This window comes from Paracoccus mangrovi, assembly GCF_042648425.1.
Taxonomy (GTDB): domain Bacteria; phylum Pseudomonadota; class Alphaproteobacteria; order Rhodobacterales; family Rhodobacteraceae; genus Paracoccus; species Paracoccus mangrovi.
The window spans coordinates 62273-86040 of the sequence record NZ_JBHRXJ010000015.1 but is presented as its reverse complement, the minus strand read 5'-3'; the positions used below and the strand labels follow the sequence as shown (position 1 = coordinate 86040).

The 23768-nt window shown below is 65.5% G+C and carries 16 protein-coding genes; 3 read left to right on the top strand and 13 right to left on the bottom strand.

The features are described from left to right. A partial coding sequence (locus tag ACFOMH_RS16985; protein WP_377745987.1) for a helix-turn-helix domain-containing protein occupies window positions 1-544 on the top strand: 544 nt, incomplete at its 5' end. Here the strand turns inward: ACFOMH_RS16985 and argC are convergent. Further along, window positions 541-1569: an N-acetyl-gamma-glutamyl-phosphate reductase gene (gene argC, locus ACFOMH_RS16980; protein ID WP_377745985.1), complete on the bottom strand. Its 1029-nt coding sequence runs from the start codon at window positions 1567-1569 to the stop codon at window positions 541-543. The two genes, ACFOMH_RS16985 and argC, sit on opposite strands and share 4 nt — an antisense overlap. Before the next feature lie 219 nt (window positions 1570-1788). On the opposite strand from argC, the gene panB reads away from it, so the two are divergent. Together panB and panC are read left to right on the top strand one after the other, a co-directional pair. Further along, a complete protein-coding gene (gene panB / locus ACFOMH_RS16975; protein ID WP_377745983.1) occupies window positions 1789-2619 on the top strand; it encodes a 3-methyl-2-oxobutanoate hydroxymethyltransferase in 831 nt (276 codons plus the stop codon). Beyond that, window positions 2616-3467 (top strand): pantoate--beta-alanine ligase, encoded by an 852-nt coding sequence (gene panC / locus ACFOMH_RS16970; RefSeq protein ID WP_377745981.1) that lies wholly within the window; start codon window positions 2616-2618, stop codon window positions 3465-3467. Before panB ends, panC begins: the two co-directional genes overlap by 4 nt. On the opposite strand, the gene ACFOMH_RS16965 is transcribed toward panC, so the two are convergent. The 12 genes from ACFOMH_RS16965 to tssK all read right to left on the bottom strand — a co-directional run bounded on the left by ACFOMH_RS16965 (window position 3464) and on the right by tssK (window position 23744). Next, window positions 3464-4525, bottom strand: a complete 1062-nt coding sequence (locus ACFOMH_RS16965) for a hypothetical protein (RefSeq protein ID WP_377745979.1) — start codon at window positions 4523-4525, stop codon at window positions 3464-3466. The genes panC and ACFOMH_RS16965 overlap by 4 nt on opposite strands. A gap of 458 nt (window positions 4526-4983) precedes the next feature. Beyond that, window positions 4984-5994, bottom strand: a complete 1011-nt coding sequence (locus tag ACFOMH_RS16960; protein WP_377745977.1) for a type VI immunity family protein — start codon at window positions 5992-5994, stop codon at window positions 4984-4986. Window positions 5995-6292: 298 nt separating this feature from the next. Further along, the gene (locus ACFOMH_RS16955; RefSeq protein ID WP_377745975.1) at window positions 6293-6703 is read right to left on the bottom strand and encodes an Imm44 family immunity protein; all 411 of its coding nucleotides are present in this window, start codon (window positions 6701-6703) and stop codon (window positions 6293-6295) included. Between the two features lie 7 nt (window positions 6704-6710). After that, window positions 6711-11021, bottom strand: a complete 4311-nt coding sequence (locus ACFOMH_RS16950; protein ID WP_377745974.1) for an RHS repeat-associated core domain-containing protein — start codon at window positions 11019-11021, stop codon at window positions 6711-6713. 8 nt (window positions 11022-11029) lie between these two features. Continuing rightward, window positions 11030-11467 (bottom strand): DcrB-related protein, encoded by a 438-nt coding sequence (locus tag ACFOMH_RS16945; RefSeq protein WP_374427568.1) that lies wholly within the window; start codon window positions 11465-11467, stop codon window positions 11030-11032. 11 nt (window positions 11468-11478) lie between these two features. Next, complete coding sequence (locus ACFOMH_RS16940) at window positions 11479-13506, bottom strand: type VI secretion system Vgr family protein (RefSeq protein ID WP_374427570.1); 2028 nt, start codon at window positions 13504-13506, stop codon at window positions 11479-11481. Window positions 13507-13744: 238 nt separating this feature from the next. After that, entirely contained in the window at window positions 13745-15622 is a 1878-nt protein-coding gene (locus tag ACFOMH_RS16935) for a serine/threonine-protein kinase (RefSeq protein ID WP_377745971.1), read from the bottom strand. A 2-nt stretch (window positions 15623-15624) separates the two neighbouring features. Then, window positions 15625-16389: a PP2C family protein-serine/threonine phosphatase gene (locus ACFOMH_RS16930; protein WP_377745970.1), complete on the bottom strand. Its 765-nt coding sequence runs from the start codon at window positions 16387-16389 to the stop codon at window positions 15625-15627. Next, window positions 16386-17057, bottom strand: coding sequence for a type VI secretion system-associated protein TagF (gene tagF / locus ACFOMH_RS16925; RefSeq protein WP_377745969.1), 672 nt, complete (start codon window positions 17055-17057; stop codon window positions 16386-16388). The genes ACFOMH_RS16930 and tagF overlap by 4 nt, the downstream gene beginning before the upstream one ends. After that, a complete protein-coding gene (gene tssM / locus ACFOMH_RS16920; protein WP_377745967.1) occupies window positions 17036-20680 on the bottom strand; it encodes a type VI secretion system membrane subunit TssM in 3645 nt (1214 codons plus the stop codon). The genes tagF and tssM overlap by 22 nt, the downstream gene beginning before the upstream one ends. Beyond that, the gene (gene icmH, locus ACFOMH_RS16915; RefSeq protein ID WP_377745965.1) at window positions 20677-22410 is read right to left on the bottom strand and encodes a type IVB secretion system protein IcmH/DotU; all 1734 of its coding nucleotides are present in this window, start codon (window positions 22408-22410) and stop codon (window positions 20677-20679) included. Before icmH ends, tssM begins: the two co-directional genes overlap by 4 nt. Then, on the bottom strand, window positions 22410-23744 hold the full coding sequence (tssK, locus tag ACFOMH_RS16910) for a type VI secretion system baseplate subunit TssK (protein WP_377745964.1): 1335 nt from the start codon (window positions 23742-23744) through the stop codon (window positions 22410-22412). The genes icmH and tssK overlap by 1 nt, the downstream gene beginning before the upstream one ends. Window positions 23745-23768 lie beyond the last annotated feature (24 nt).

Sequence of the window (23768 nt, the reverse complement as noted above, 5' to 3'; positions counted from 1 at the left end):
GCTTGAGGAACGGCGGATCACCCGGCTGGGCGAAAACGCCGCCCGCCCGCTGGACCTGCGCGTCATCGCATTGGCCAAGACCGATCTGCGGGCGCTGACGCTGGATGGCAGCCTGCGCGCGGATCTTTTCTATCGTCTGGCCGGGGCGGAAATCGAATTGCCGCCGCTGCGCGCGCTTGGTCCCGATATCGCGCTGTTATTCGCGCATTTCGCCCAGCTGGCCGCCCGCCGCTATGGTCGCGAGCTGCCGGAAATCGACTGGAGCCTGCGCGATCGGATCTCGCGCCGGGCATGGCCGGGCAATATCCGCGAGCTGAAGGCCATGGCCGAACGCTTCGCGCTGGGGATCGAACTGCCCGAGGCCCCTGCCCGCGCCATTTCGGAACCGCAAACCCTGGCCGAGCGCGTCGCCGCCTATGAGGCGCGCGAAATCCGCGCCACGCTGGAACGCACGCGCGGCAATACCGAACGCGCCGCGCAGGCACTTGGCATGGCGCGCCGCACCCTGAACGACAAGATCAGCCGTTACGGGATCAGGACCTAGGGAAAGACCGGCGCCAGCATCAGCCCGGCGGTTTCGTCCAGCCCCAGCATCAGATTGGCGTTCTGAAGCGCCTGCCCGCTCGACCCCTTGCAGAGGTTGTCGAGCGTGGACACCACCAGCGTGCGCCCCGAAATCCGGTCGCCCGTCACCCCGATATGACAGAAATTCGATCCCTGCACATGCGCCATCGCCGGCAATTGCCCAAAGGGCAGCACGACGATGAAGGGCTCATCGGCATAGGCGGCGGCCAGCGCGGCGTGAACGGCCTCGGCCTCGCCCTTGAGGTAACAGGACGCAAGGATGCCGCGATTGACCGGCACCAGATGGGGCGTGAACTGGATCCGCACGGGCCGCCCGGCGATGGCCGAAAATTCCTGATCGAACTCGCCCAGATGGCGGTGCTTGCCGCCTTGGGAATAGCCGGCGACATCCTCGGAGCGTTCGGCGAACAGCATGTTCTCTTTGAGCGAGCGGCCAGCGCCAGAGACACCGTTTTTAAGGTCGCAGATAATGTCGTCGATGTCGATCAGCCCCGACCCGATCAGCGGGCGCAGCGCGAATTGCACCGTCGCCGCGTTGCAGCCGGTGCCGGCGACCAGCCGCGCGTCCCGGATCTGGTCGCGATAGAATTCGGTCAGGCCATAGACCGCCTGCGACTGAAGTTCGGGCGCGGCATGGTCCAGCCCATACCATTTCTTGTATTCCGCCGGATCGCGCAGCCGGAAATCGGCGCCCAGATCGACAACCTTGACCGATGCCGGCAATTGCCCGACCAGGGGCTGGCTCAGCCCGTGCGGCAGGGCGCAAAAGACGATATCGATGCCGGAAAAGTCGATCTCTTCCATGCGGACCAGCGGCGGCAGGCTTAGGTGACGCAGATGCGGAAACACCGCGTCATAGCTTTGGCCGGCCTTGCGATCCGCCGACAGCGCCGCGATCTCGATCTGCGGATGCGTCGCCAACAGACGGACAAGCTCGGCCCCGGTATAGCCCGATGCCCCAAGGATGGCAGCTTTAAGCGTCATGTCCCGTCCCCGTAAAAGATCATTGCCGCGGGCGCGCGGCCCCGCTTTCGCAATTGGCGCGCCAGTCGTGCGTTGTCAAGAATGGGTGGTCACCCCGGGCCGCCGGGCCGCCGTTGATTCCTGTCCGAACCCGGGGGCCTCGCGACATTTTATTGCAAGACATTCGCGCCCGTATCACATATTCACCCATCCGCAGACCCCAGAACCGGAGACCTTCCGATGAGCGCGACCCCCGACCGCAAGCCCCGCCTTGGCGCGGCCGATATCCGCGCCCGCAAGGGGCATGAACCCGTCGTCTGTCTGACCGCCTATACGACGCCGGTGGCGAAACTGGTCGACCGGCATTGCGACCTTGTGCTGGTGGGCGACAGCGTCGGCATGGTGCTGCACGGGCTGCCCTCGACGCTGGGCGTCACCATGGAAATGATGATCCTGCACGGTCAGGCCGTCGCGCGCGGCGCAAGTCAGGCCTGCATCACCGTCGACATGCCCTTTGGCAGCTATGAGCGGGGCCGTGAACAGGCCTTTGAGAATGCCGCCCGGCTGATGGCCGAAACCGGCTGTCAGGCGGTCAAGCTGGAAGGCGGCCGGCACATGGCCGATACCGTCGCCTTTCTGGTCCAGCGCGGGATCCCGGTCATGGGCCATGTCGGGCTGACGCCGCAATCGGTGAACACGCTCGGCGGCTATAAGGTTCAGGGTCGCGGCCATCACGAGGCCGACCGCGTCACCCGCGACGCCATCGCCTTGGCCGATGCGGGGGCATTCGCGGTGGTGCTGGAAAAGCTGCCCGAAACGCTGGGCCAGCGCATCACCCAGGAAATCGCCGTGCCGACCATCGGCATCGGCGCCGGCGTGGATTGCGACGGTCAGGTGCTGGTGGTCGACGACATGCTGGGCCTGTTCACCGATTTTCACCCCAAATTCGTCAAACGTTATGCCGAACTGGGCGAGACGGCCGATGCCGCCATCGCGGCCTATGCCGCCGATGTGCGCGCCCGCCGCTTTCCCGGCCCGGAACACAGCTTCGGCGCGGGCACCCCTGCATGAGCGCGCCGATCATCCGCCCGCTGTCACAGATGCGCGGACAGATCCGGCGCTGGAAGGGGCACGGCGAAACCATCGGCCTTGTCCCCACCATGGGCGCCCTGCATGAGGGGCATCTTAGCCTGGTGCGGGCGGCGCGCGAACGCTGCGACCGGGTTGTCGTCACCCTGTTCGTGAACCCGCGTCAGTTCAACAATCCCGAGGATTTCGCCCGATATCCGCGAACCGAACTGGCCGATGCCGAATTGCTGGGGCCGCTTGCGGTGGATGCGCTATTCGTGCCCGACGCGGCCGAGGTCTATCCCCCCGATCACGCCACCACGATCCGGGTTTCGGGCGTGACCGAGCCGCTTGAGGGCACGCATCGCCCCGGCCATTTCGACGGCGTGGCCACGGTGGTGACGCTGCTGTTCAACATGACCCAGCCCGATGCCGCGTTTTTCGGCGAAAAGGACTGGCAACAGCTGCAACTGGTCCGGCGGCTGGTCGCTGATCTGCAACTGCCGCTCGATATCGTCCCCTGCCCCTGCGTGCGGGCCGAGGACGGGCTGGCGCTGTCCTCGCGCAATCAGCGCCTGTCGCCACAGGCCCGCAGCCGGGCGGCGGCGCTGCCGCAGGCGCTGTTTGCCGCCACCCGCCGGATCGAGGCGGGCGAGCCGGTGGCCGATGTCCTGCGTGCGGCGCACGCCGATCTTGCCGCCGCCGGGTTCGATCCGGTCGAATATCTGGAACTGCGCGACGCAACGACGCTGGGTGATCCCGTGGCCGGTCGCCCGGCGCGGCTTTTGGTGGCGGCAATGCTGGACGGGATCCGGCTGATCGACAATACCGCCGTGACCCTGCGCACCTAGCCCAGGGCCAGCCCCGCGCCGCCACAGGACAGCCCCGAAGCCCCGGCCCTTGCGGCGGGAATGACGATGGCGCTGCGCCGGCTGCCGCTGCGTTCGCTGGCCAGGATCAGGCTGCCGCCCGGGCCGGCCGAAAGCCCCATCACCACCGATAAAAGCGCGGTTGCGGCGCCGACATCGCCAACCGCCTGCGCCGCCGTAAAGATCGGCGCATCCTGCACATGCACCGACAGCGCCGAGGTCACCCGGCCCAGTTCCTCGGCCCGCCAGCGGCAACCCGAAGCGTCCGAAACGATCCGCGCCACATCGGGCATCTGCGCCAGACTTTCGCGCGCGGCCTCGGTCAGGCTGTCGCCATCATCGCAGGCCGCCTCGGAAATCTCGGCGAACATATCCTCGATCCGCGAGGCGCTGGCCATGACACAGGGATGCTGGCTGACCCCGGTCCAGCCATCCTGAGGGCGGGCGATCAGCATGCAGACGGCCGCCTCGGACGGGACCGGGTTCCAGGGATTGTGACGGTCGCGCAGCTCGCCCTTGGCGGCCAGCATGTCCAGGATCATCGGCGCGACCAGCGTATCGGCGGCCGCGATATAGACGTGGCGCGCACCTCCGCGGGTCAGGGCGGCGGCGGCGCGTTCAAAGACCGCAAGCCCGACCGCATGCTCGCCAAAAATCAGCTGAACAGAGGTCATGCCGTCAAAGTTCAGCCGCGCCGCGGCGGCGGTGAAATTCTCGCGCAGGTCGGGATGAAAGCCCAGCACCAGCGGCAGGGCCAGGATCAACTCCGCCCGCGCCGGCTGCATGCCCTGTTGCAATTGCGCCTGACGGCAGGCCGACCAGGCGCGCTGTGCCAAAAGCGCGACCCGCGAGGCGAAATCGACGTGATCGCGCAGCCCCGAGGCCCAGCACATGATCTGGCGTTGCCCGTCGCGCCCGACCCAGCGGGGATGGCGCTGATAATGCGGGCGACCCTCGACCAGTGCATCTGCCTGTTCCCGGCTGTCGCCATCGGCCACCGTCGCAATGCCCCAGGCAAGGATCGAGGCCAGCTCTGTCATGCCACCTGCCCGTCCGCCAACGCATCGGCCATACAGACGGCATGCATCGGCATCCCGCGATCCATGACGAACCTGAACGGGGCCTTTTCAGGGGTTAGGGCGGTGCTCCAATTCTGCCACATGCCAAATGACCACGACCTTGTGCGAACAGCCCCCGCAGACGACGCATAGTCATCATCCATGACCATCCGCATCGCCGCAAGCCTTCCGTTCTTGCACGCTAGAAGCCGGCTTTTGCCCCCGGCATCCGACAAGGGCAGTCCGAAATCGCCAAAAGCAAGATAAATTCCCTAATAAACTCATTGACCTTTTTGAAACTACCTGCCGCAGCCGGTGGCATTTGACCAGCAAAATCTGACAATGACGCGGCGAGTTGATCGCCCAAAACCCGATTTTTCGGCGGCAATCGGCCAACCCCGGCAAGGATCGCGATCCCTGTCGGGGCCGGAAAGGCCGATCTAGGGCTCGATATCGAAGCGATTCAGCCAGTTCAGCGTTTCTTCATAGGCATCCAGCGGGCGCGGAACCTCGATCAGGTCCTTGGGATTTTGCTGATAATCCTCAAAGCGCAGCGGGCGCAGGGCGTCATTCACCACGCGATAGGTTTCGGGGATATTGCCCATGTTCACATCGCCCAGCTGCGGATGCATCCCGGCCCGGATCAACAGCCCGCCGTCGTAATCGTGCAAGGTGATGCCCGGCGGCAACTGCTGGCGCAGCGGCTCGTCCATCACCGCGGCCCATGCCGCCGCCAGCCGGGCGATCAGCTCGGCCTGCCCGCCTAGGGCGGCCAGCACCTCATCGCCCAGAATCGTCAGCCAGTTCGTGCCGGAAATGCGGCGCGCGGCCTGTCCCTTGGCGGCATTGGTATAGGGCAGCGGATAGTGCAGCCCCGGAAACCGCGCCAGAAAGGGCCAAGTTTCGCACATATGGCTGCGGCTCATGCCGAATTCATAGATCGGCGCGAATCCCGCCAGCCCGTGCAGCGGCCGCAGCGTTTCGCACCAGTCGAGCACCGCCCCCAGATACAGATTCGGATTGCCGCGCACGAATGCCGGGGGCACGGCCGCGTCAAAGACCGAAATCGCGTCATCGCCTTCGCTGCCGGCCGGCAAGGTGGCGCTGGCCTGCCATTTCGGCGGCGCCGCCGGCCAGGATGTCAGATGCGGCGCATGCATGTCCCGCCCGGGGTCCAGCCGCCCGGCCGCATCGCGCAGGCTCGTCGCCAGATCGCCGGCGCCAATCGGGCGCGGGCCGCTATCGGGATCGGGCTGCACATGCGTGACCTGCGTCGGCGCCAGCTGGCGAAACAGCGCCAGCGCGTCACAGGCGGCGTGGCGGGTCCGGGTCTGGGCGCCATCGGCCAGAAAGAGCCGCGTCTGAATGGCGAAACCCATCACCGGGCGCCCGGTCCGGCGATCGGCGATCACCTTGCCATCCAGTTTGTCGTATTCCGTCAAGGTTTCCATGCTTGTCCCTTTTTCCAGCAGGCTGAACCAAGGAACCGGGAAACCACGCAGCCAGGCTGTCGCGACACAAAATCCGCGCCGGGCAAACCCGGTCGCAGCCACAAGCCCACCCCGGAAACGGGGCGAAGAAACAATCTTTGCATCAATTTCATTGAGAGTATCTAGGTTAATTTTCAATTAAACATACCGGTTCGTTTCTAGCCGGCTCGGGCCAGAACGCAACGGTTCTGTGATGCCGGAACGGCATGTCTGGGGGTTCTTCGCCGATTTTGCGGCGCCGCCGCGCGTCAGGCCCGTTTCAGGCCCGGCTCCAACCCTGTTCGGTGCCGATTTTCTCGACATCCGCGATCAGCGCGGCGCTGTCGAAATCCGGGATTTTCTTGGCCGCCAACAGGTGCAGCGAACGCATCATGCAGTCATAGACCAGATGTTGCCGCATCCCGGCATCGCCGGCCTTATAGGCCGCGAAATCCAGAAACAGCCGCAGATCGGTGCTGCGATCCTTTTTCTTGTAGGTTACGCGCTCTTTGTCATCGGCGCCCGGAAACCCCGGCGCGACCAGAACGAACATCAGAAACCAAAGCTGCAATCCCGGGCCGTAATCGCGCCCGCCCAGCCGTTCCTTCAGCAGCGTGTTCATCGGCATGTAGATGCGCGGCAGGTCGTTGCCGGTCTTGCCCTCGGTCACGCTGGTGAAAAAGATGTCCATTCCGGCCTCAGTAATTGCACTTGTTCAGGCTGGGCCGGACGCCATGCCGGGCCGAATATTCGACGATGCGCTGATGCTGCCATTGGTACATCTGCGCCTTGCTGCCCTTTTTGACCACCTGCATATAGGCATTGTTGCGGGTGTAATAGCCCTGCGTATAGCGGCGGATCGGGTTCGGTTTGCTGGTTTCGCCGAATTTCAGGATGCGGCCGGGCGATCCGTCGGCGGTTCTTTCACGGATGATATAGCCATAGGTCGTGCGCGTGCTGGCATGGGAATTGCCGTGCACGGCACCGCCGGGCATCACCGTGGGCTTGGGGTATTTCTCGGCATAGGCGGTCGACAGGCTCTGACGGTCATAGCGGCCGCGATTTTCGCGCCGGAAATCATCCCATGTCGTCAGGCCCCAGGGATCGACCCAGCGCTGCGGATCCGAGGCATAGCGGGCCAGCACCTCGCCCCCCGCCAGCCCGATCGGATCCTGATTGACATAACAGCCCGCCGCCGGGTCGTAATGGCGAAAGCGGTTGTAATGCAGCCCGGTCTCGGCGTCGTAATATTGCCCCTGAAAGCGGATATTGTTTTCGACCCGCTCGACATGGACGCGCCCGATCCCGCCCCAGGCCCTGAGCGCGACCTGCCAGACCAGTTCGCCCGACTCGTTGGTCAGCTCATGCGGGGTGCCCAGATGGTCGTTCCAGTAAAGCAGCACCGCCCCTTCGTTTTCCGAGGAATGGCGGCGGATCTGGGCGGCCGGGCGAAAGGTGTCGGGTTCATGGACATAGACGATGGCAAAGGCATCGGCCGGGCCGGACAGATCCCCCCGCCCCTCGGCCAGAAGATTGTCGCCATCCCACAGGAACCAGACCGATTCCTCGACCGTCAGCCGCGCCTGCGGCGGGCTGCTGCCGCCGTGCCAGTCATTGGCGGCGATCAGCGGGGCGGTTTCCTCGCGGTGGTGTTTCAGCACCCGCCGCCCCAGCGCGTCATAGGCAAAGCGGGTGGTGCGATGCACGCGGCCGGCGGTTTCGCGCACCTCGGCCAGCTGGTTCATGTCGTCGTAATCGAACTGATAGACGTGGCGGCCGCCCCAGCCACGGCGCATCTCGACCCGGTTGCCCGCGTCGTCATAGCGGTAATGGACATCGCCCCGCATCAACAGCCGGCCGCCCACGACCGAGGCGTTGCGCACGCTTTCCACATCGGCAAGGATGTTGCCGGCGGGATCGAAGGAAAAGACCTCGCGCGTGCCGCCGCCCGATACCCGGCGCAGCTGTTCGCGCGCATCGTATTGAAAGACGCGGTCGCCGCGCGCGATGTCGCGCACCTGCCGGATCAGACCCGACATATCGTAATCATAGCTGCGCCCGAATACCGGCTTGTCGCGGCGGCGGCGATAGCCGCGCTGGCCCTCGATCCGGCCCTGGGGGTCGTAATCGGTGGAAAGACCGATGCCGCCGCCTTCGCGCTGGGTTTCGCGGCCCATGCGGTCGCGCAACAGGCGCAGCACCTCGCGGCCCTGAAAAGTCAGGCGGTCGAAACAGCTGTCCTGATCATAGCCATAGCCGATGCGCCGCCCGTCCGGCAGCATCGAGCCGATGCGTTCGCCGCGCGGCGAAAGGCTGTGCGCGATTTCGACCGCACCCTGCGTTTCGCGCAAAAGCAGGCCCCGGGGGTCATAGACAAAGCCGGTGCGGCGGACCTCGTTCTCGGCCATGATCATGCGGCCCATCGCGTCATAGCGATAGCTGGCCCATGACCCGTCCGAACATTGCCGTTGCAGCAGCCGGCCCAGCGGATCGCGGGTCAGGCGGTGGCCGCGATGGCCGTCCTCATAGCGGATGACATGGCCGGCGGGGTCGTAATGGTAACGCTGGCGGCGGCCGTCAAAGCCGATCTCGCCGATCAGCCTTTCGTCCGGGTCGTATTCCAGCGCATAGATTTCGCCCGACTCGTTCTGCAACCCGATCAGGTTCAGCTCGCTGTCATAGCTATAGCGAAAGCGCGTGCCATCGGCATTCGTGCGCAGGACCGGCATCGGCAGGCCGGCGAAATCCCATGCGGTGCGGTGACCGGCCGGGTCGATATGTTCGATCAGATTGCCATCGGCATCATAGGACATGCGCGAGGTGCGCCCGTCCGGGGTCAGCACCTCGACCAGACGGTCATGCACGTCATAGCGATAGCGCGTCGTGCCGGTTTCCTCGACCGTTTCCTCTTGCACGCGGCCAAAGCCGTCATGGCTATAGCGGATGCGCCCACCCTTGGGGCTGCGCTCTTCCTGTAACCAGCCCTGACGGGTCCAGGAATAGCGCGCCAGCGCCCCCTCGACATCGCGCACGACCAGCGGCAGGCCGCGTTCGTCGCGCAGCGTCAGGATGGTGTGATCGGTCGGATCGGTAAAGGAAATCAGGTTGCCGCGCTGATCATAGGTCGAATGCGATTCATGGCCAAGCGCGTCGATGTGACGGGCAACATTGAAGAAATTCGGATCGGTCGGATCAGGGCTGGAATAGGCAAAGCGCTGGCAGGCGTCGCTTTCGTCCTGAAACAGGATGAGGCGGCCGAATTCGTCATAGCCGCTGCGCTGTGAGCGGCCATTGGCATCGGTGCTGATCTCGCATTCGCCAAAGCGGTTGAAGCGGGCGGTGCTCTGCGCGCCCAGCGGCGAATAACAGCGGGTGACAAAGCCGCGCGGATCCCAGAAATAGCGTTCGGTATTGTTCTTGCCATTGCGCACGGTGGTCAGCGCGCGGTCGGTGTCATAAAGGATGTCGCGGACATAAATGCCGCCATCGCCCCAGGTGCGGATGCAGCGCGCGCCCGTCATCAGTGACGGATCGTCCCATTCGAAATAGAACGACAGGCCGGTGCGCCGCGTCTCGCGCACCATAAGGCCGTGGCTATAGGCATAAAGCTGTGCCGAGCCGCCGGCATTGCGCACCGCGATCAGCTCACCCGCCAGATCATAGGTATAGGTGGCCAGCATGATCCGGGCATTGCCGTCGGTCTTGGTGATCTCGGTCACCCGCCCCACCGGATCCAGCGAGAATTGATAATCGATGCCGTCGCTGGCACGCACATTGACCAGACAGCCGCGCGAATCATAGCTGAGCGCGACCTGATTGGCATTGTCATCGCCAAGCGCGGTCAGCCGGAAATAGCCCGGCCGGCCCGGCCATGCGGCCATGCGCCGGATCAGCCCATCCTCCATGCGGATGCGCCAGCCGCTCTGGCTGTCGCGGATCGCGGTCAGCTTTTCGGCGCGGTGATAAAAGCTCTGTCCCGGCGCCAGCCGAGGCAACAGCACAAGCCGGCCATAGGGGACGCGCAGCACCGCGTAATCGCCCCCCTCGACCAGTTCCATATCAAGGGGATGGTGCCATTTATGGCCCAGCGATCCCTTTTGATCGGACGAGGAAATCCAGAACCGTTCCCATGCGATGGGAATGGCGCCGCCCATGGTGAAATCGGTCTCTGCGGTATAAAGCTCGCCGGTGGCGACATCGACCGGGTGGCCGGTAAAGGTGCGCCGCCCCATCCCCAGACCGAAGCGGCCGGCAATGCTGCCGCCGATCATGCCAAAGGTGACCTCGCCCAGCCGCCGGCCCATTTCGCCGCCCAGAACCGCCTCGCCGATCATGCCGCCAAGGGGGGCCAGAACCGCGCCACCCAAAGCCGAAAGACCGGCCTGCAACCCGAATGTGCCAAGCGCGCACCAGCCGCCGGCGACAAAGGCCGCCGCGCCCCCCGCCAAAAGGGCGACCGCGCCCCCGACAATCACCATGCCGGTGGCCAGATTGACCATCCAGTCGGGGACCTCGCTTTCGATGGGCAGATAGGCCAGCGTTTCCGCCCCGATGCGGATATGCGACAGATCCGAGGTGACGGTGCCGTCGCATTCGGTCACGTCGCTGTCGCGCACGGCCGGATAGCTGTTGATGAAAACGCTGTCGCTGCCCGTGGCGATGCGCTTGGTGCCGTGGTTGGAACAACTGACCGTGTCCAGCACCGCGCGCGCCGCCGGAATCCGCTGCGGGCCGTAATAGACATTGGCCGAACCGGTGCTGATCGGGCCCTTTGGACTTCGATGGGCCTCGCCGACATACATGCCGGCCAGCGCGCCGCCGCCGGTCGCGGCGACGGCACCCCCGACCGCCGCAATCACCGCAAGCGCCGCGCCGCCCGTCGCCACCGTCACCGCGACGATGGCCACGCCCACCGCAAGCCCGATCGCCGCGCCGACCAGAAACCCCATCAGGGCCGAGCTGTGCTCGATCTGGTGACCGATATGTGCGGCGGCCAGGGCGGCAGGCATCGGTGACCTCAGTTATTCCAGGTCACGGATTGGATGATGCCTTCAAAGACCGGGGCCAGCTCGTCGTAATTTTCCCGGGCGGCGGTGGCCACGACGGTGTTCACCAAAGGCCGCGCCGGATCGACCTGAAAGAACAGCTGGCGCTGCTTCAGCGTCACCGATTGCGGCTTCATCGCAAAGATCAGCTCGACCGCCGGCCTGCCGCCGAATTCGACATTCAGCCGGCTGATCAGGTCGAAATTCTTGACCTGCCCCATCAGTTCCTTGAGCTGGCGGTTCACAAAGCCGTCCAGCGTCTCGCCCGACTGCAATTCGCCGCGCGAACACAATAGATTGGGCAGCACCTTATAGCCCGGTGCGGCCGGCGCGACCCAGGTGATCATGCTGCGATCCGCCCAGCTGTCGGGCACGGTCAGTGAGAAACTTTCGGTTTGGCAGGTGGACATGGCAGCTTGCTTTACAGCTCGGGCGCGGCTTCGCGCGGGTTGATAAAGGTCTCGGCGCCCTCGATGACGACCTGTCCCTGGGTCACCAGGATATAGTTGGTATCGCTGGCCCGCAGCATGATGCTGGGCGCCTCAAGCACGACGCAGGTGGCGGCCTTGACCCGCACGCCGCCGGCGCGCGAGACGGTGACGATGTCGTTGTTGACGGTGGTGTATTGCCCCGCCGCAAGAACCTGAACCTCTTGCTTGCCGCGGGTCACGGTGACGGTCTGATCGCCCTCGGATACGGTGGTGGCGTCGGTGCCGGTGATATTGCGCGTCTGCGCCCCCGAAACCGCAAGATTCATATCCCCCGAGATCGCCTCGGTCTGGTTGCCGCCCACGCTCAGCGTCATGTTGGCGCCGATGCTTTCGGTGTGATCGGTGCCGACGGTGATGGTCTTGTTGGCGCCGATGGTCTCGGTCTGATTGTTGCCCACGGTCTTGGACCGGTCATGGGCGATGCTATGCGTCTCGTCATGGCCGATATCGGTATTGTGGTCGCGCTGCGCATGCAGATAGACCATCTCGCGCCCGGCCTGATCCTCAAAGCTGATTTCGTTGAAGCCCTGACCCTGATGCGTGTTCGAACGCCAGACCGCCTTGGTCTTGCTGTCGGGCAAGGGATAGGGGGCGTCGTTCTGGCCGTTGAAGACGCAGCCGGTGACCAGCGGCTTGTCGGGATTGCCGTCCAGAAATTCGACCACGACCTCCATGCCGATGCGCGGGATGACCACGCCGCCCCAGCCGCCGCCGGCCCAGTTCTGGCTGACCCGGCAGCGCATGGAATAGGCGCCCTCAAGATCCCAGTGGAACCGGACAAGGATGCGGCCATATTCGTCGCAATCGATTTCGCCGTCGCCGACGACCATGGCGGTTTGCGGGCCATGCACCACCGGCACCGCCGTGCGGCGCGGTGGCGCCATCGGCGCGCTGTCCGGCATCAGCACATAGGCGCCCGAAAAGGCATAGCCGCCGCCCGTATCCCCGCCCGAACCATAGGCTTCGGACTGGAAATGATGGCTGGCCGACAGGCAAAGATAGCGCCCGCCAGTCCCCGGAACCGGATCGCCGCCCAGCACCACCAGCGCGCCCGCGCCAAGCGACAGACAGTCGCCCACCGCGCGATTGCGCTGATCCCCGCCGCGTTCCTGGCGGGTGCGCAGCCCGGCGACGGCCTTGCCGCGCCCCTGATCGGCATAATCCCCCGGATAGTCAAAGCTTTCGATGGCGCCCTGCGCATGGGTCGCATCGCCCAGCCGGTCGACCTCCATCGCGGCGGTGGGGGTCTGGAAATTGTAATCCGTCAACCGGATCGCGCCGGTGGTCAGATTGCGTTCGGGCGCCCAGTCCCAGAAATGTTCGCCCTCGGCCTGATGATGGCCGTCATAGGATTTATAGGGCCGCTCGCCGATGCTGTCATGGGCCAGCACATCGTCGGTCAGCACCATGGTGTGGCTGCCCGGCGCGTGGCGAAAGTGAAAGCTGATGCCGGCGCGCTCCATCTGGCGGCGGGCAAAGTCCAGATCGGATTCGCGGTATTGCACGGTATATTCGAGCGGCGCGTAATCTTCGGACAGTTTCAGCTCAAGCGCGGGATCGCCAAGGGGCGCATATTCCGCAAACAGCGTGCGCAGAATCTCGACCACGCTTTGATTGTGAAAGATGCGCTGATTGCGGCGGCGGCTGGCAAGCCAGCACCAGGGCCGCAGGACCAGGTCATAGCGGTGCCCGTTCTCGCCCGCGCCGGCCCATCGCACCTGGGTCACGATGCCATCGAAATGGCGCGGCCCGACGACGCCCTCGACCGTGACCGAGGCATGGGTTCCCATCAAGGCGTTAAAGTCGATATCGCCACGTTCGGCCAACGCCTCGACGCGATATTCGAAAAGCTCGTTCATGTGGTCCGAGCCGTCAAAGCGCAGCAAAACCAGCACGTCATCGCCCAGCACGGTGGTCAAACGGCCAAGACGCTCAACCTGGCTGTAGGACGGACTCATGTACGCTCCGGGAAATGATAAAATACAGGCACAACGAAAGAATGGATAACATGGTTAATTTAAGGACCAAAAGCCTGCCAGCCAATATTTCACGCAATGTGGTCCATTTAGACACGAATGGCCTATCAGACACGGCAGTCAAGCCCCAAAACCGTCTTCGCGGGTCTCATCCCACGCCACGTCACCAACAGCATCATGCCGCGCCCGGCACCTTGTCATTGGTTAATACGGTGCGATTCTATTCGGGCGTGGGCTCGACCACGCGGAATGCGACGGCGGGGGCATCGCCGGCCTGCCGCAATTCGTCGAGCACGGCGGGCAGAATATCGCCCCCCGGCACCCCCGAAGGCGCGGCGGCAACCTGTGTCAGGGGCAAGCCGCTGCTCAGCGCGACCAGCAGATAGGGCGCGGCCGCGGCCGTTGCGGTGCCGTTCGACAGCGCAAAACCAAAGGCCCGCCGGCCGGCCTCGGGCGCGGAAAGGCGGGCGGTCAGATCATAAACCTCGCCCCCAGGGGCGACCAGAAAAAGCCACAGGCTGCGGTCGGGGGCAATGCCGACCGAACCCTGCATTTGCAGCCCGTCATCGGTGGCTCGCGTATCCAGCATCAGATCCGGCGCCGGTGCCGGACGCCCGGACACCGCGCGCAGGAAATCGACCGCGGCACATTGGGCCGGCGCCACCGGCTGGGCCAGGATGCTGGGCCGGGTGCCAAAAGCCTGTTCATAGGCCTGGGCCAATGCGGCGGTGTCGACATCGTCCCGGGACGAAATCAGGGCGATCATGCCGGCATTCGGCCCGGTGCCGATCCGATCGGCCATGGTGCAGTCGGGCAAGGGCTGCGCGGCCAGAAACCCCTCGCGGGTCGAGCTGTCGCGCGCGGCCAGTTCCGCCGGCGCTGTCGGGACCGGATCCGGCACCGGCACCGGTGCCTCGCCGGGGCGCAGCGCAAGCCAGCCACCCAAGCCCGCCAGCGCAAGCACCCCCGCCCCGGCAAGCGCAAGCATCACCGGACTGCGCCGCGCGGGCGGCACGGGCGCGGGTTCGGGCGCGGGCGGCGCGACATAGGCGGCAAAGGGGCTGGTCGAGCCGTCTTCCTCTGGGGCCGGGGCCTCGGGTTCGTCGCGATCAATCCAGAGCGGAAAACGATAATGCGCCGGGATCATCGAAGGATCGTCCAGCATCCGCAGCACAACCCCCATATCCAGCGGGCGGTTGGCGGGATCGGGTTCCAGCATATGCTGCAACAGCGGAAAGAGCCGGTGCGAAATGCCGCCCAGATCGGGGATCGCCTGCCGCGCCGCCGAGGCCGCGACGACGGAATCGCCCATCTCAAGCGGGGTGCCGCGCAGCAGGGCCGCCACCAGCAAGGCCATGCCGTAAATATCCGTGCGCGGCCCGATCTCGCCCCCGGCATGGCCCAGCTGTTCGGGCGCGATATATTTGAATTTGCCGGCAAAGCGCCCCGCCAGCCCGTCGCCCAGCTCGGTCGAGCGGGCAATGCCGAAATCAATCAGCACCGCCTCGTCGATGCGGTCATCGCGCAGGATCACATTGTCCGGCGACAGGTCGCGATGGGTGACGCCGCTGGCATGGGCATGATGCAACCCCGCGCCGATCCGGCGAATCAACGCGACAACCTCGGGTTCCGGCAGGGGGCCGTCCTCTTTCAGACGCTTGCCCAGATGCCGGCCATCGACATATTCCATGATCAGACAATAGCGGCCAAGCCCCTGATCAAGAACGAAATTGTGGTATCGCACGATGGCTTCGTCGCGCAGTTGCACCAGCACGCGCGCCTCGCGCCGGAACAGGTCCAGCACCGATTCGTCATTGGCCAGACCGGGCAGGATCACCTTGACCGCCACCGGATCGCCAGTGAAGACGTTTTCCGCGCGATAGACCTCGCCCATGCCGCCGGCATTGACCAGCGACAGGATCCGGTAATTGTTGTTGATCAGGGTCCCCGGCTCGACCAGTCGCGGGCCATCGGGCGCATCCGGCGCCTTGGCGATGGGGGCCTTGGTTTCGACGATGGTGCGATCAGCCGATGCAGGCGGCTGGGCGATCACCGTGCGCTCGGCGATGCCTTCCGGATCGTCGGGCTGCTCGGCCATGATCAGTCACCGTCTTCGTCGGATTGGGGAATGGCGGTGCAATCGACCACGACCACGCTGACATTGTCGCGCGCGCCCCGCATCAGCGTCTCGGAAATCAGCGCCGCGGCGGTGTCCTGCGCGCTGAGCGAGCGGTTGGCGAAATTGCCGATTTCGCGATCCTCCAGATGTTCGGTCAACCCGTCGGAACACAGGATAAAGCGGTCGCCGTCCTTGATCACGCCGCTTGCGACCTCGGGGGTGGCCACCTGTCCGATGCCGATGGCGCGGGTGATGACATTGCGGCGCGGCGCGGTCCGGGCCTGATCCTCGGTCATGGCGCCCGAGGCGACCATCATCGCCACCTCGCTGTGATCCCGGGTCAGCTGGGTCAGCCCGCCTTCGCGGACCAGATAGATACGGCTGTCCCCCGCCCAGATACAGGCCAGCTCGCCGCCATGCAGCAAAAGCGCCGCCACCGTCGAGCCCGCGCCGCCAAGCCCGCTTTCGCGCGAATGCGCCATGATGCGTTGATGCGCGCGGTCCAGCCGTTCCTGAACCCGGGCGCGTTGATCCTGGGCGCTGATCGGCACGCCAAGCGAGGCCAGTTCCTCGGTGATGATGCGGCTGGCGACGTCGCCCGCCTCGTGCCCGCCCATGCCATCGGCCACGGCCCAGACGCCGAATTCGGGAAAGGCGGCAACGCTGTCCTCGTTTTGCGGACGCACGCGGCCGCGATCGGTCAGCGCGGCGAAATCATATGCGAATGTCTTTGCCAACTGGCTCATTCCTCGTTCCCCTCGACCTGTCCACCCGCGATCAGCCAGCTCAGCTCATCGGTCCCGGGCCATCCCTGACAGGCCAACAGGCCCGAGGGACGGCCGCCGGGGCCGGAAAACCACCAATAGCTGCGCCCCGCCGTCGCATGGGCGTGATCGGCCGCCGCAAGCTGCGCGATCAGATCCTGCACCGGCAATTCGGGATTGCCGGCCCAGAATGTCGGCCAGCCCGGCGCGCCGCCCGGCGCGGGGGGCAGTTGCAAATCCTGTGCGGTTTCGCGCGGATCAAAGCTTTGCGTTCCCAAAAGCCGGGTCAGCGCCACCAGCGCCGCGCGATAGAAATCCTGCGCCGCGTCCAGCACCGGGGGCGGCCCGCCCGCCTGTGCCACGACCAGGGGGAAACGCCGCCCCGTGCGGTCGCGCGACGGCATCCACGCCCCGCGCAGCGCCTGTTGCCCGGTCAGCGCCGGCCCGATCCAGAAGCACAGCGCCGGCGCCGCGTCGAACCGCGACTGCCAGTCCGGTCCCGCCGCCTCGCGCCAGGCGCCAAGGCTGGTCTCGGCCCAATCGGCCAGACCACGCCAGCCCTCGCCCAGACCGGCCGCGATGAAATCGCCAAAGGCGGGATGCTTGCCATAAAGCCCCGCCGCATCCTCTAGTCGATGCTCTGCGGACATTCGAAATCCTTGATCTCGGGCATGGTGAAGGGGTTTGAAATCGCGTTGATGGTGAAATCATAGGTGATATTGCGCCCGCCCAGCATGAAGGTCGCGCGCAGAACGTCGCCGCGCTGCTGTTTGAAGCTGGCGGCATCCAGAAGTTCCATGAAGGTCCAGGAACTGCCGGTGAACCCGACCGAGGATTGCCGTTCCAGCGGCGGGATCAGTTGCAGGCCGGTGGATTTGCCCTCGCCCGGCCAGATCAGGGTGCGCGGGGCGGTGCCGCTTGAGGTTTCGATGCGGGTGTCGTTGATCACCAGCACCGCAGAGCGGACGGTCGGATGCGCGTCGACCTGTTGCACGGTGATTTCCACCGCCGGGCTGGTGCCGCCCCCGGCAAAGAACGCGCGGCGGATGCGTTCGGCGCGCTCGAACTGGCGCAGGGCGCTGGTCGAAAGCCGCGAGGTGATTTCCTTGTCCGCGCGCCATGTCAGCCCCTCGGTCGTGCGTTCGACGTAAGGTTCCAGATATTCGGTGAAATAGCGGTCCATTTCACCGCCCGGACCAAAGAAGCGGGCGAAATTGTCGATGGACAGGCTGCGCGAGGGGGGGCCGAACGGATAGGACCCCTTGATCGTATCGCGGCACATGAAGGTGATGCGATCGGTCAGCGCCCGGTTCATCGCCTCGATCGAGGCATCCGACGCCCCCGAGCGGAAATCGCTTTCCGCCTTGGTGACCATCTGCGCCAAAGGCGCCGGCAGTTGGGAATTATACTGCGTCAGCGTGTTCAAGAGCGTGGGCAGCGCCGCCGCCGCCTGATCGGGATTATGCTCGGCCAGTTGCAGGTTCTTGAGCACCTGCCCCAGATTGCCCAAAAGCGTGTCGACGGGACGCTGGCCCGGCTCGCCCTCGGCCAGCAGATGCCAGTTTTCAAAGGCTTTCGCGATGGCCTCGATGGGGGCGGTGACGCCGCCTGCGGCGCTGTCGTCATTGCCGCCAGCCGCGCCGCCGGCGCGGACCGCGCCCTTGCCGTTTCTCTGCGCCGCCTCAAGCACGATCCGCTGCACGCCGCTCGACCGCGAGGTGATGCGCGACTGGATCTGTTCCATGATCGACCCGGCCATGCCGCCGCCACCGGCCGCCTGTCCCGGCTGCTGCGTGCCCTCGGCGCCCGGCTCAACGCCGTCGAACTGTTCGTATTCGCGCGGCAGCTGGGTCTGCTGATCCACCGCATTGACCAGATTCAGGATCGGCGATCCCGAGGCCGAGGCCGCCATGCTCAGCGCCGCATAGCGCGGCTTGTCCGCCACCATCGAAGACAGCGTGACATTGTCCAGCACCCCGTTCCATGCGGCGATGAAATCGGCGCGGTAACGTTCCAGAAGGTCGCGATCCAGCCGCGCCAGCCGGCCCTCGATCTCGTCGGAATTGGCGAAATCGCCCAGCACCCATTGATCGCGGCGCAATTCGTCGCCGACAACCGCGAGCTGGTCATAGAAATAGCCCCAAAACCCTTCATAGGTGTAAAGGCCCGGCACCGTCAGCGCCGCCAGATCGGTGCCGTCGCGGGTCGCAAAGACCTGTTGCGCCGCACCGCCGCCCGCCGCCGCGACCAGATTCCAGTCGTCCAGTCCCACGGCCAGCGCGCCGTCCTTGATGATGGCATAGGCCTGTTCGTCCAGCGGCAATTGCGCGATGGCGGCGCGGGCGCGGTCGACCGTGGTCTGGTCCAGCGTCACCAGCATTTCGCGGCGGTCGTCCAGTTTCAGCATCGCGTCCAGATGCAGCTTGAGCTGATCGATCTGGTTCAGCCCGGTCAGGCCCTGAAACTCGCCGCGCCAGCTTTGCGCGAACCAGGACTTGATCGCGTCGTCATCCGTGGTTTCGCCCTGTTTGCCCAAGAGCAGATAGACCTTCAGCGCGCGATAGATCTCGGTCATCTCGCCCGAGGCGATGATTTCGGGCATGCGGCGTTCCAGATCCAGGATCAGCCGCGGCCGCATCATCCGTTCCAGCGCCCCGGCATAGGTGTCGGTCGCGACCTTGTTCAGGCGGTCGCGCTGGCTCAGGCCAAAACCTTCCCACAGGCTGGGTTCCTCGCTGTCGCCATAGCCGGCGGGCATATTGGCGATGTCGTTCAAAAGCGGCAGCACCGGCGCAAGACCGGGATCGTCGATGACGTCGCGCGACAGTTCCTCGGCGGCGTCGCGGCGCCAGGCCTCGGTATCGGCCTCGGCGGTGCGGACCAGTTGCAGGTTTTTCCAATAGCTGACGGCGATGGCGCTGGCCCCGCCCAGCGTCAAAAGCGCGATGGCCGACAGCGCCACGGTGCGCAGCACAAAGGCCCGGCGCACCGCCTTGCGGTCATGCGAAACCCATCCCTGTTCGGGAAAGACCACACCACGCAAAAGATCGTGGATGAAAAAGCTCTTGCCACGCCCGGACATGAAACCGGCGGCGAAACCGCCCGCGCCCGGCTCGTTGATGGCGCCCAGCACCTGGTCGATGGGCGTCCCTTCTTGCGTGCCCGAGGTGAAATAGAACCCGCGCAGAATGGCGTTGGTCTTATAGCGCGTGGGTTCAAAGACCCGGCGCAGAAAGGCGCCCACATTGTCTTTCAAAAGCGCCATCTGCCCCGGCAGGCCGAAAATGGCGATGCGGGCGACGCCGTCGGGTTCCTCGCTCAGGCGGTCGATGATTTCATCGGAAAGCCGCGACACGAGGCGGTCGAATTCCTGCGGCACCGCCTCATGGGTGATCGCCTTGCGGTCCGGGGTCTGGAAGGTCACGCCCCAGACGAGCTTGCGCCGGTTCAGGCTGAAGGATGCGAAATATTCCCGGAAGCCGGCGATCAGGTCGGCCTTGGTGAACATCACATAGACCGGGAAATCGATCTTTAGCTGTTCGTGCAGTTCGGCAAGACGGACGCGCACGGTTTCGGCATGGGCTTGCAGCGTCGCCGCATCGTCCCGCATCATGTCCTCGATGGAAAAGGACAGGATGACACCGTTGATCGGCCGGTTCGGCCGCGTGCGCTTCAACAGGTCGAGAAAGGCGTCCCAGCTGGCCTTGTCGGCGGATTTGTCGCTGTCCTGCGTGGTATAGCGGCCGGCGGTGTCGATCAGCACCGCATCCTCGGCAAACCAGAAATCCATATTCCGGGTGCCGCCAAAGCCGCTGATCGCCTGTTTCTGCGCCAGCGGAAATTCCAGCCCGGAATTGGCCAGCGCCGTGGTCTTGCCCGCGCCGGGCGGCCCGATGATGACATACCACGGCAGATCGTAAAGCGAGGCCGCGCCGCCGGATTTCTTCAGAACCGCCAGCGCCTCGGTCATCTTTTCGGCCAGAACCTTGCCGTCGCCCTCGGGCTCGACCGGGATCATCGCCGCCTCGATTTCGCGGGCGGCGCGGACACGCCTGCGCCAGCGCAGAATGAGGATGGTCAGAAAGGTGCCAAGGATCAGCCCGATCAGCACCAGCCGCCAGAACACCCCGACCAACGGCCCCCATCCCGTCATCGGCCCCGCCAGCCAGACCGCCGCACAAAGCGCGGCAATGCCCAGCAGGGTGACGGTCCAGCGCCACCAGCCGTGTTTGCTCCAGCGCGGGGTCGGGATGTAAAAGCCGAGCAGTCTCAATTCGTGGTCTCCGGGACGAAGGCGATCGGGGCCTCATAGGTGCCTTCGCGCGCCAGCATGATTTCGACGCGGCGATTGGCGGCACGGCCTTCGGGGGTGGCGTTGTCGCCGACGGGATCATCCTCGCCGCGGCCTTCGGTGGTCACGCGGGCAGGATCGTTGAGCAGCGGTTTCAGCACCTCGGACAGGGCATCGGAACGGGCCTTGGACAGCTGGTAGTTGTCCTTGAACCGGCCGCGCCCGGACAGCGGCACATTGTCGGTATACCCCTCGATCAGGATCGGGCCGCCTTCGGGGTTCAGCACCTGTGCGATGCGGGCCGCCAGCTGGGCAAAGCCCGGCTTGACCTCGACCGAGCCGGTATCGAACAGTTGCAGGTCGCCGACGCGGATGGCGATGTAATCGCCCTTGGCGTCAACCGAGATGCTGCCGGCGGCGATTTCATCGCCAAAGGCGGCGCGAATGCGGTCCAGCTGGGGAATTTCCGCGACATAGGGCGCCTGAGTGGTGCGGTCGATCTGGATCGGCGGGGCGCTGATCGCGACGGCGCGCAGTTCTTCGGCGGCGACGGCGCCATCGCGGTTGATCAGGGTCAGCAGCGTGGCGAAAAGCCCCACCAGCGCCAGCGCCGCAACCCCCGCCACCGCCGGCACCGGGATCGCGGCAAAGCGTCGCCCCTTGCCCTGCACGACCGGTTGCCACATGACCGAAACGTCCTCATCCGGGCGCGGATGGACGCGGCGCAGGCTTTCATAGATGGCGCTGCGGATGCGCGACAGCTCTGCCGCGCCATTGGGCATGGTGCGGAACTGACCTTCAAAGCCCAAGGACAGGCAAACCAGCATCAGTTCCAGCAGGTTGTAATTCTGGGCCGGCGCGTGCAGGGCCTTTTCCGCCTCCTGGAAAAAGCCGACGCCGGAATCGCGCTTGTGAAAGAACCGCGCGACCATGGAATATTGCTGCCAGTTGCCGCGATCGCTGCCCGGCAGGTTCTGGACGATATCGTCCGCCGTGCCCGACAGCGCGTATTTCGCCACCAGCGCCTCATGCGGGTTCACGCCCGAGGCCAGCGCATTGCGTTCGAAACGGTCGATTTCGCGGGTCACATGTTCCATCAGCGGGGCGACCTGCAATTCGACCAGCCCGGTGCGCAACCGCCCCAGCAGGATCAGAAGCGGTGCGGCCGCCGCGAAAAGCGGGTTCGAGGACGAGGCCGCGCCCAGATCGCGCACCCGCAATGCCTCGGACAGGGGGATGCGCGGCGCATGGGCCACCATCTGCGGCTGTTGCTGTCCGGCGATGTCGGGGAAAAAGCCGCGCTGATCCGGCCCGGCGGCGCGCCCGATCTGCGACGGATCGGCATAGCCCGGCCAGGGCGACCCGGACGGCGCCTGACCGTAACCGCCGCCGGAACCGGGCTGTTGGCCATACCCCTGTGGTTGCTGGCCGTAACCTTGGCCGGGACGCGCCGGCTCGCCGATCCAGGTCGAGCCATCGCCCCCCTGCGGCGGCTGGCCAAAGGGCGATGCCGTGTGCTGATCGCCATAAGCTGCGCCGCCGCCCGGTCGGGGTGGCGCGGCGGGACGGCCGATCACCGTGCGCCCGTCCTCGGTCCCGTGCTGACCCTGCGGGCGCGACCAGATGTCGGTGGTGCCGCGCCGGCCCCCGCCACCCGCCGGCACCGGACCGCCGAAAACCGTCTTGTCGTTGTCGTCGCCCTTGCCTGCCATCAGGACCTCTCGGGCACTGCCCACAGTTCCAGTTTCAGATGCGGCCAGTCACCGGCGAAATGCATGCCGATGGCCGGCGCCGTCGAGAATTCGCGCCATAGCGGCGAATTGCGTTCCAGCCGGAAATAGACGTTCGAGGACAGGACCCGGATCTGGCGCGGCGGGTTCGGCAGATGCTGCAAACCGATGCCGGGCAGGTTGTTGTTGACGATCTCTGACATGCGGGTGTTGGGACCGACCTTGCACAGTTCCGGGAACTGGCTTTGCACCTGGGTCAGGGGCTTGGCGCTTTCCACCTCGATGATGAAGGCTGCCTCGCGGAACAGGTTGCGATCCGCGACCTCGGCCAGATACGAGTTCTGGCGCACCTGCCGCAGCGGCAGCCGGATCGCCCGGCCCACATCGCGCGATAACAGGCGCTGGATATCGGCCACGATCTCGCCAAAGCTGTCCTTGGGGTTTTCGTGGTCATAGGCGGGATATTCCGGCGCATGCCGGTTGCCGCTGTCGAATGTCGTCAGCTCACCGGCCAGCGCCACCAATTCGCGGTAAAGCGTTTCGGGATGGATGGCGAGCGTGCGCGACAGATGCCGCAGGACGCCGATCTGGCGGTTCAGCGACATCAGCATCAGATAGTCGCTGGCCTGCAATCCGCCCCCGGCCGAGGGGTCGGTCGCATAGCGCGCAAGGCTTTCCAGCCGCGCCTCGATCCAGCCGATGACGCGGGTCAGATAGCCCAGGATCTGGGGATGCGCGCCGATGACCAGCGCCGGCGGCGGAAAGGTCTCGTCCAGCGTCACCACGCCGTCGCGCACCTCGGAAATACGGGCAAGGCGCAGGTTCTGATAGCCCGGGCGCGGCGTCTTGCGCACCGCCAGTTCCAGACGCGGCACCGCAAGTTCCAGAACCTGCTCGATGCGGGCCGAAGATGCGCTGTCGCTGACGGTTTCGGTCATCACGCCCCAGCGGGTCGTCGCGTTCTCGTCCTCATAGGGCGAGGCATCGCGCATATTGGGCGAGCTGTCGGGCAGGGTCAGCCAGACGAATTGCCCGGCCGCATCATCCGGCACCTGAACCGGCAGCGGCAGCGGGCCGGTGCCCGGCGCGTCAAAGGGCGTGCTGTCGGGCATGATCCCCGACACCGCGCGCAGGGCGATCGTGCCCTGCTGTGCCTGATCGCGGTCCAGCGTCAGCTCACCCACGCCCCAGGGATAGGGGGTGATCAGCCGGGTGCGGGCGCTGACCAGATGTTCGTGATAGCGATCCGCCTGTTGCAAATGTTGTGGTTGAAGGAAAAGCCCTTCCTTCCAGGCGACCTTACTGAACCAGGACATGCGTCGCTGCACCCCAAATTACTT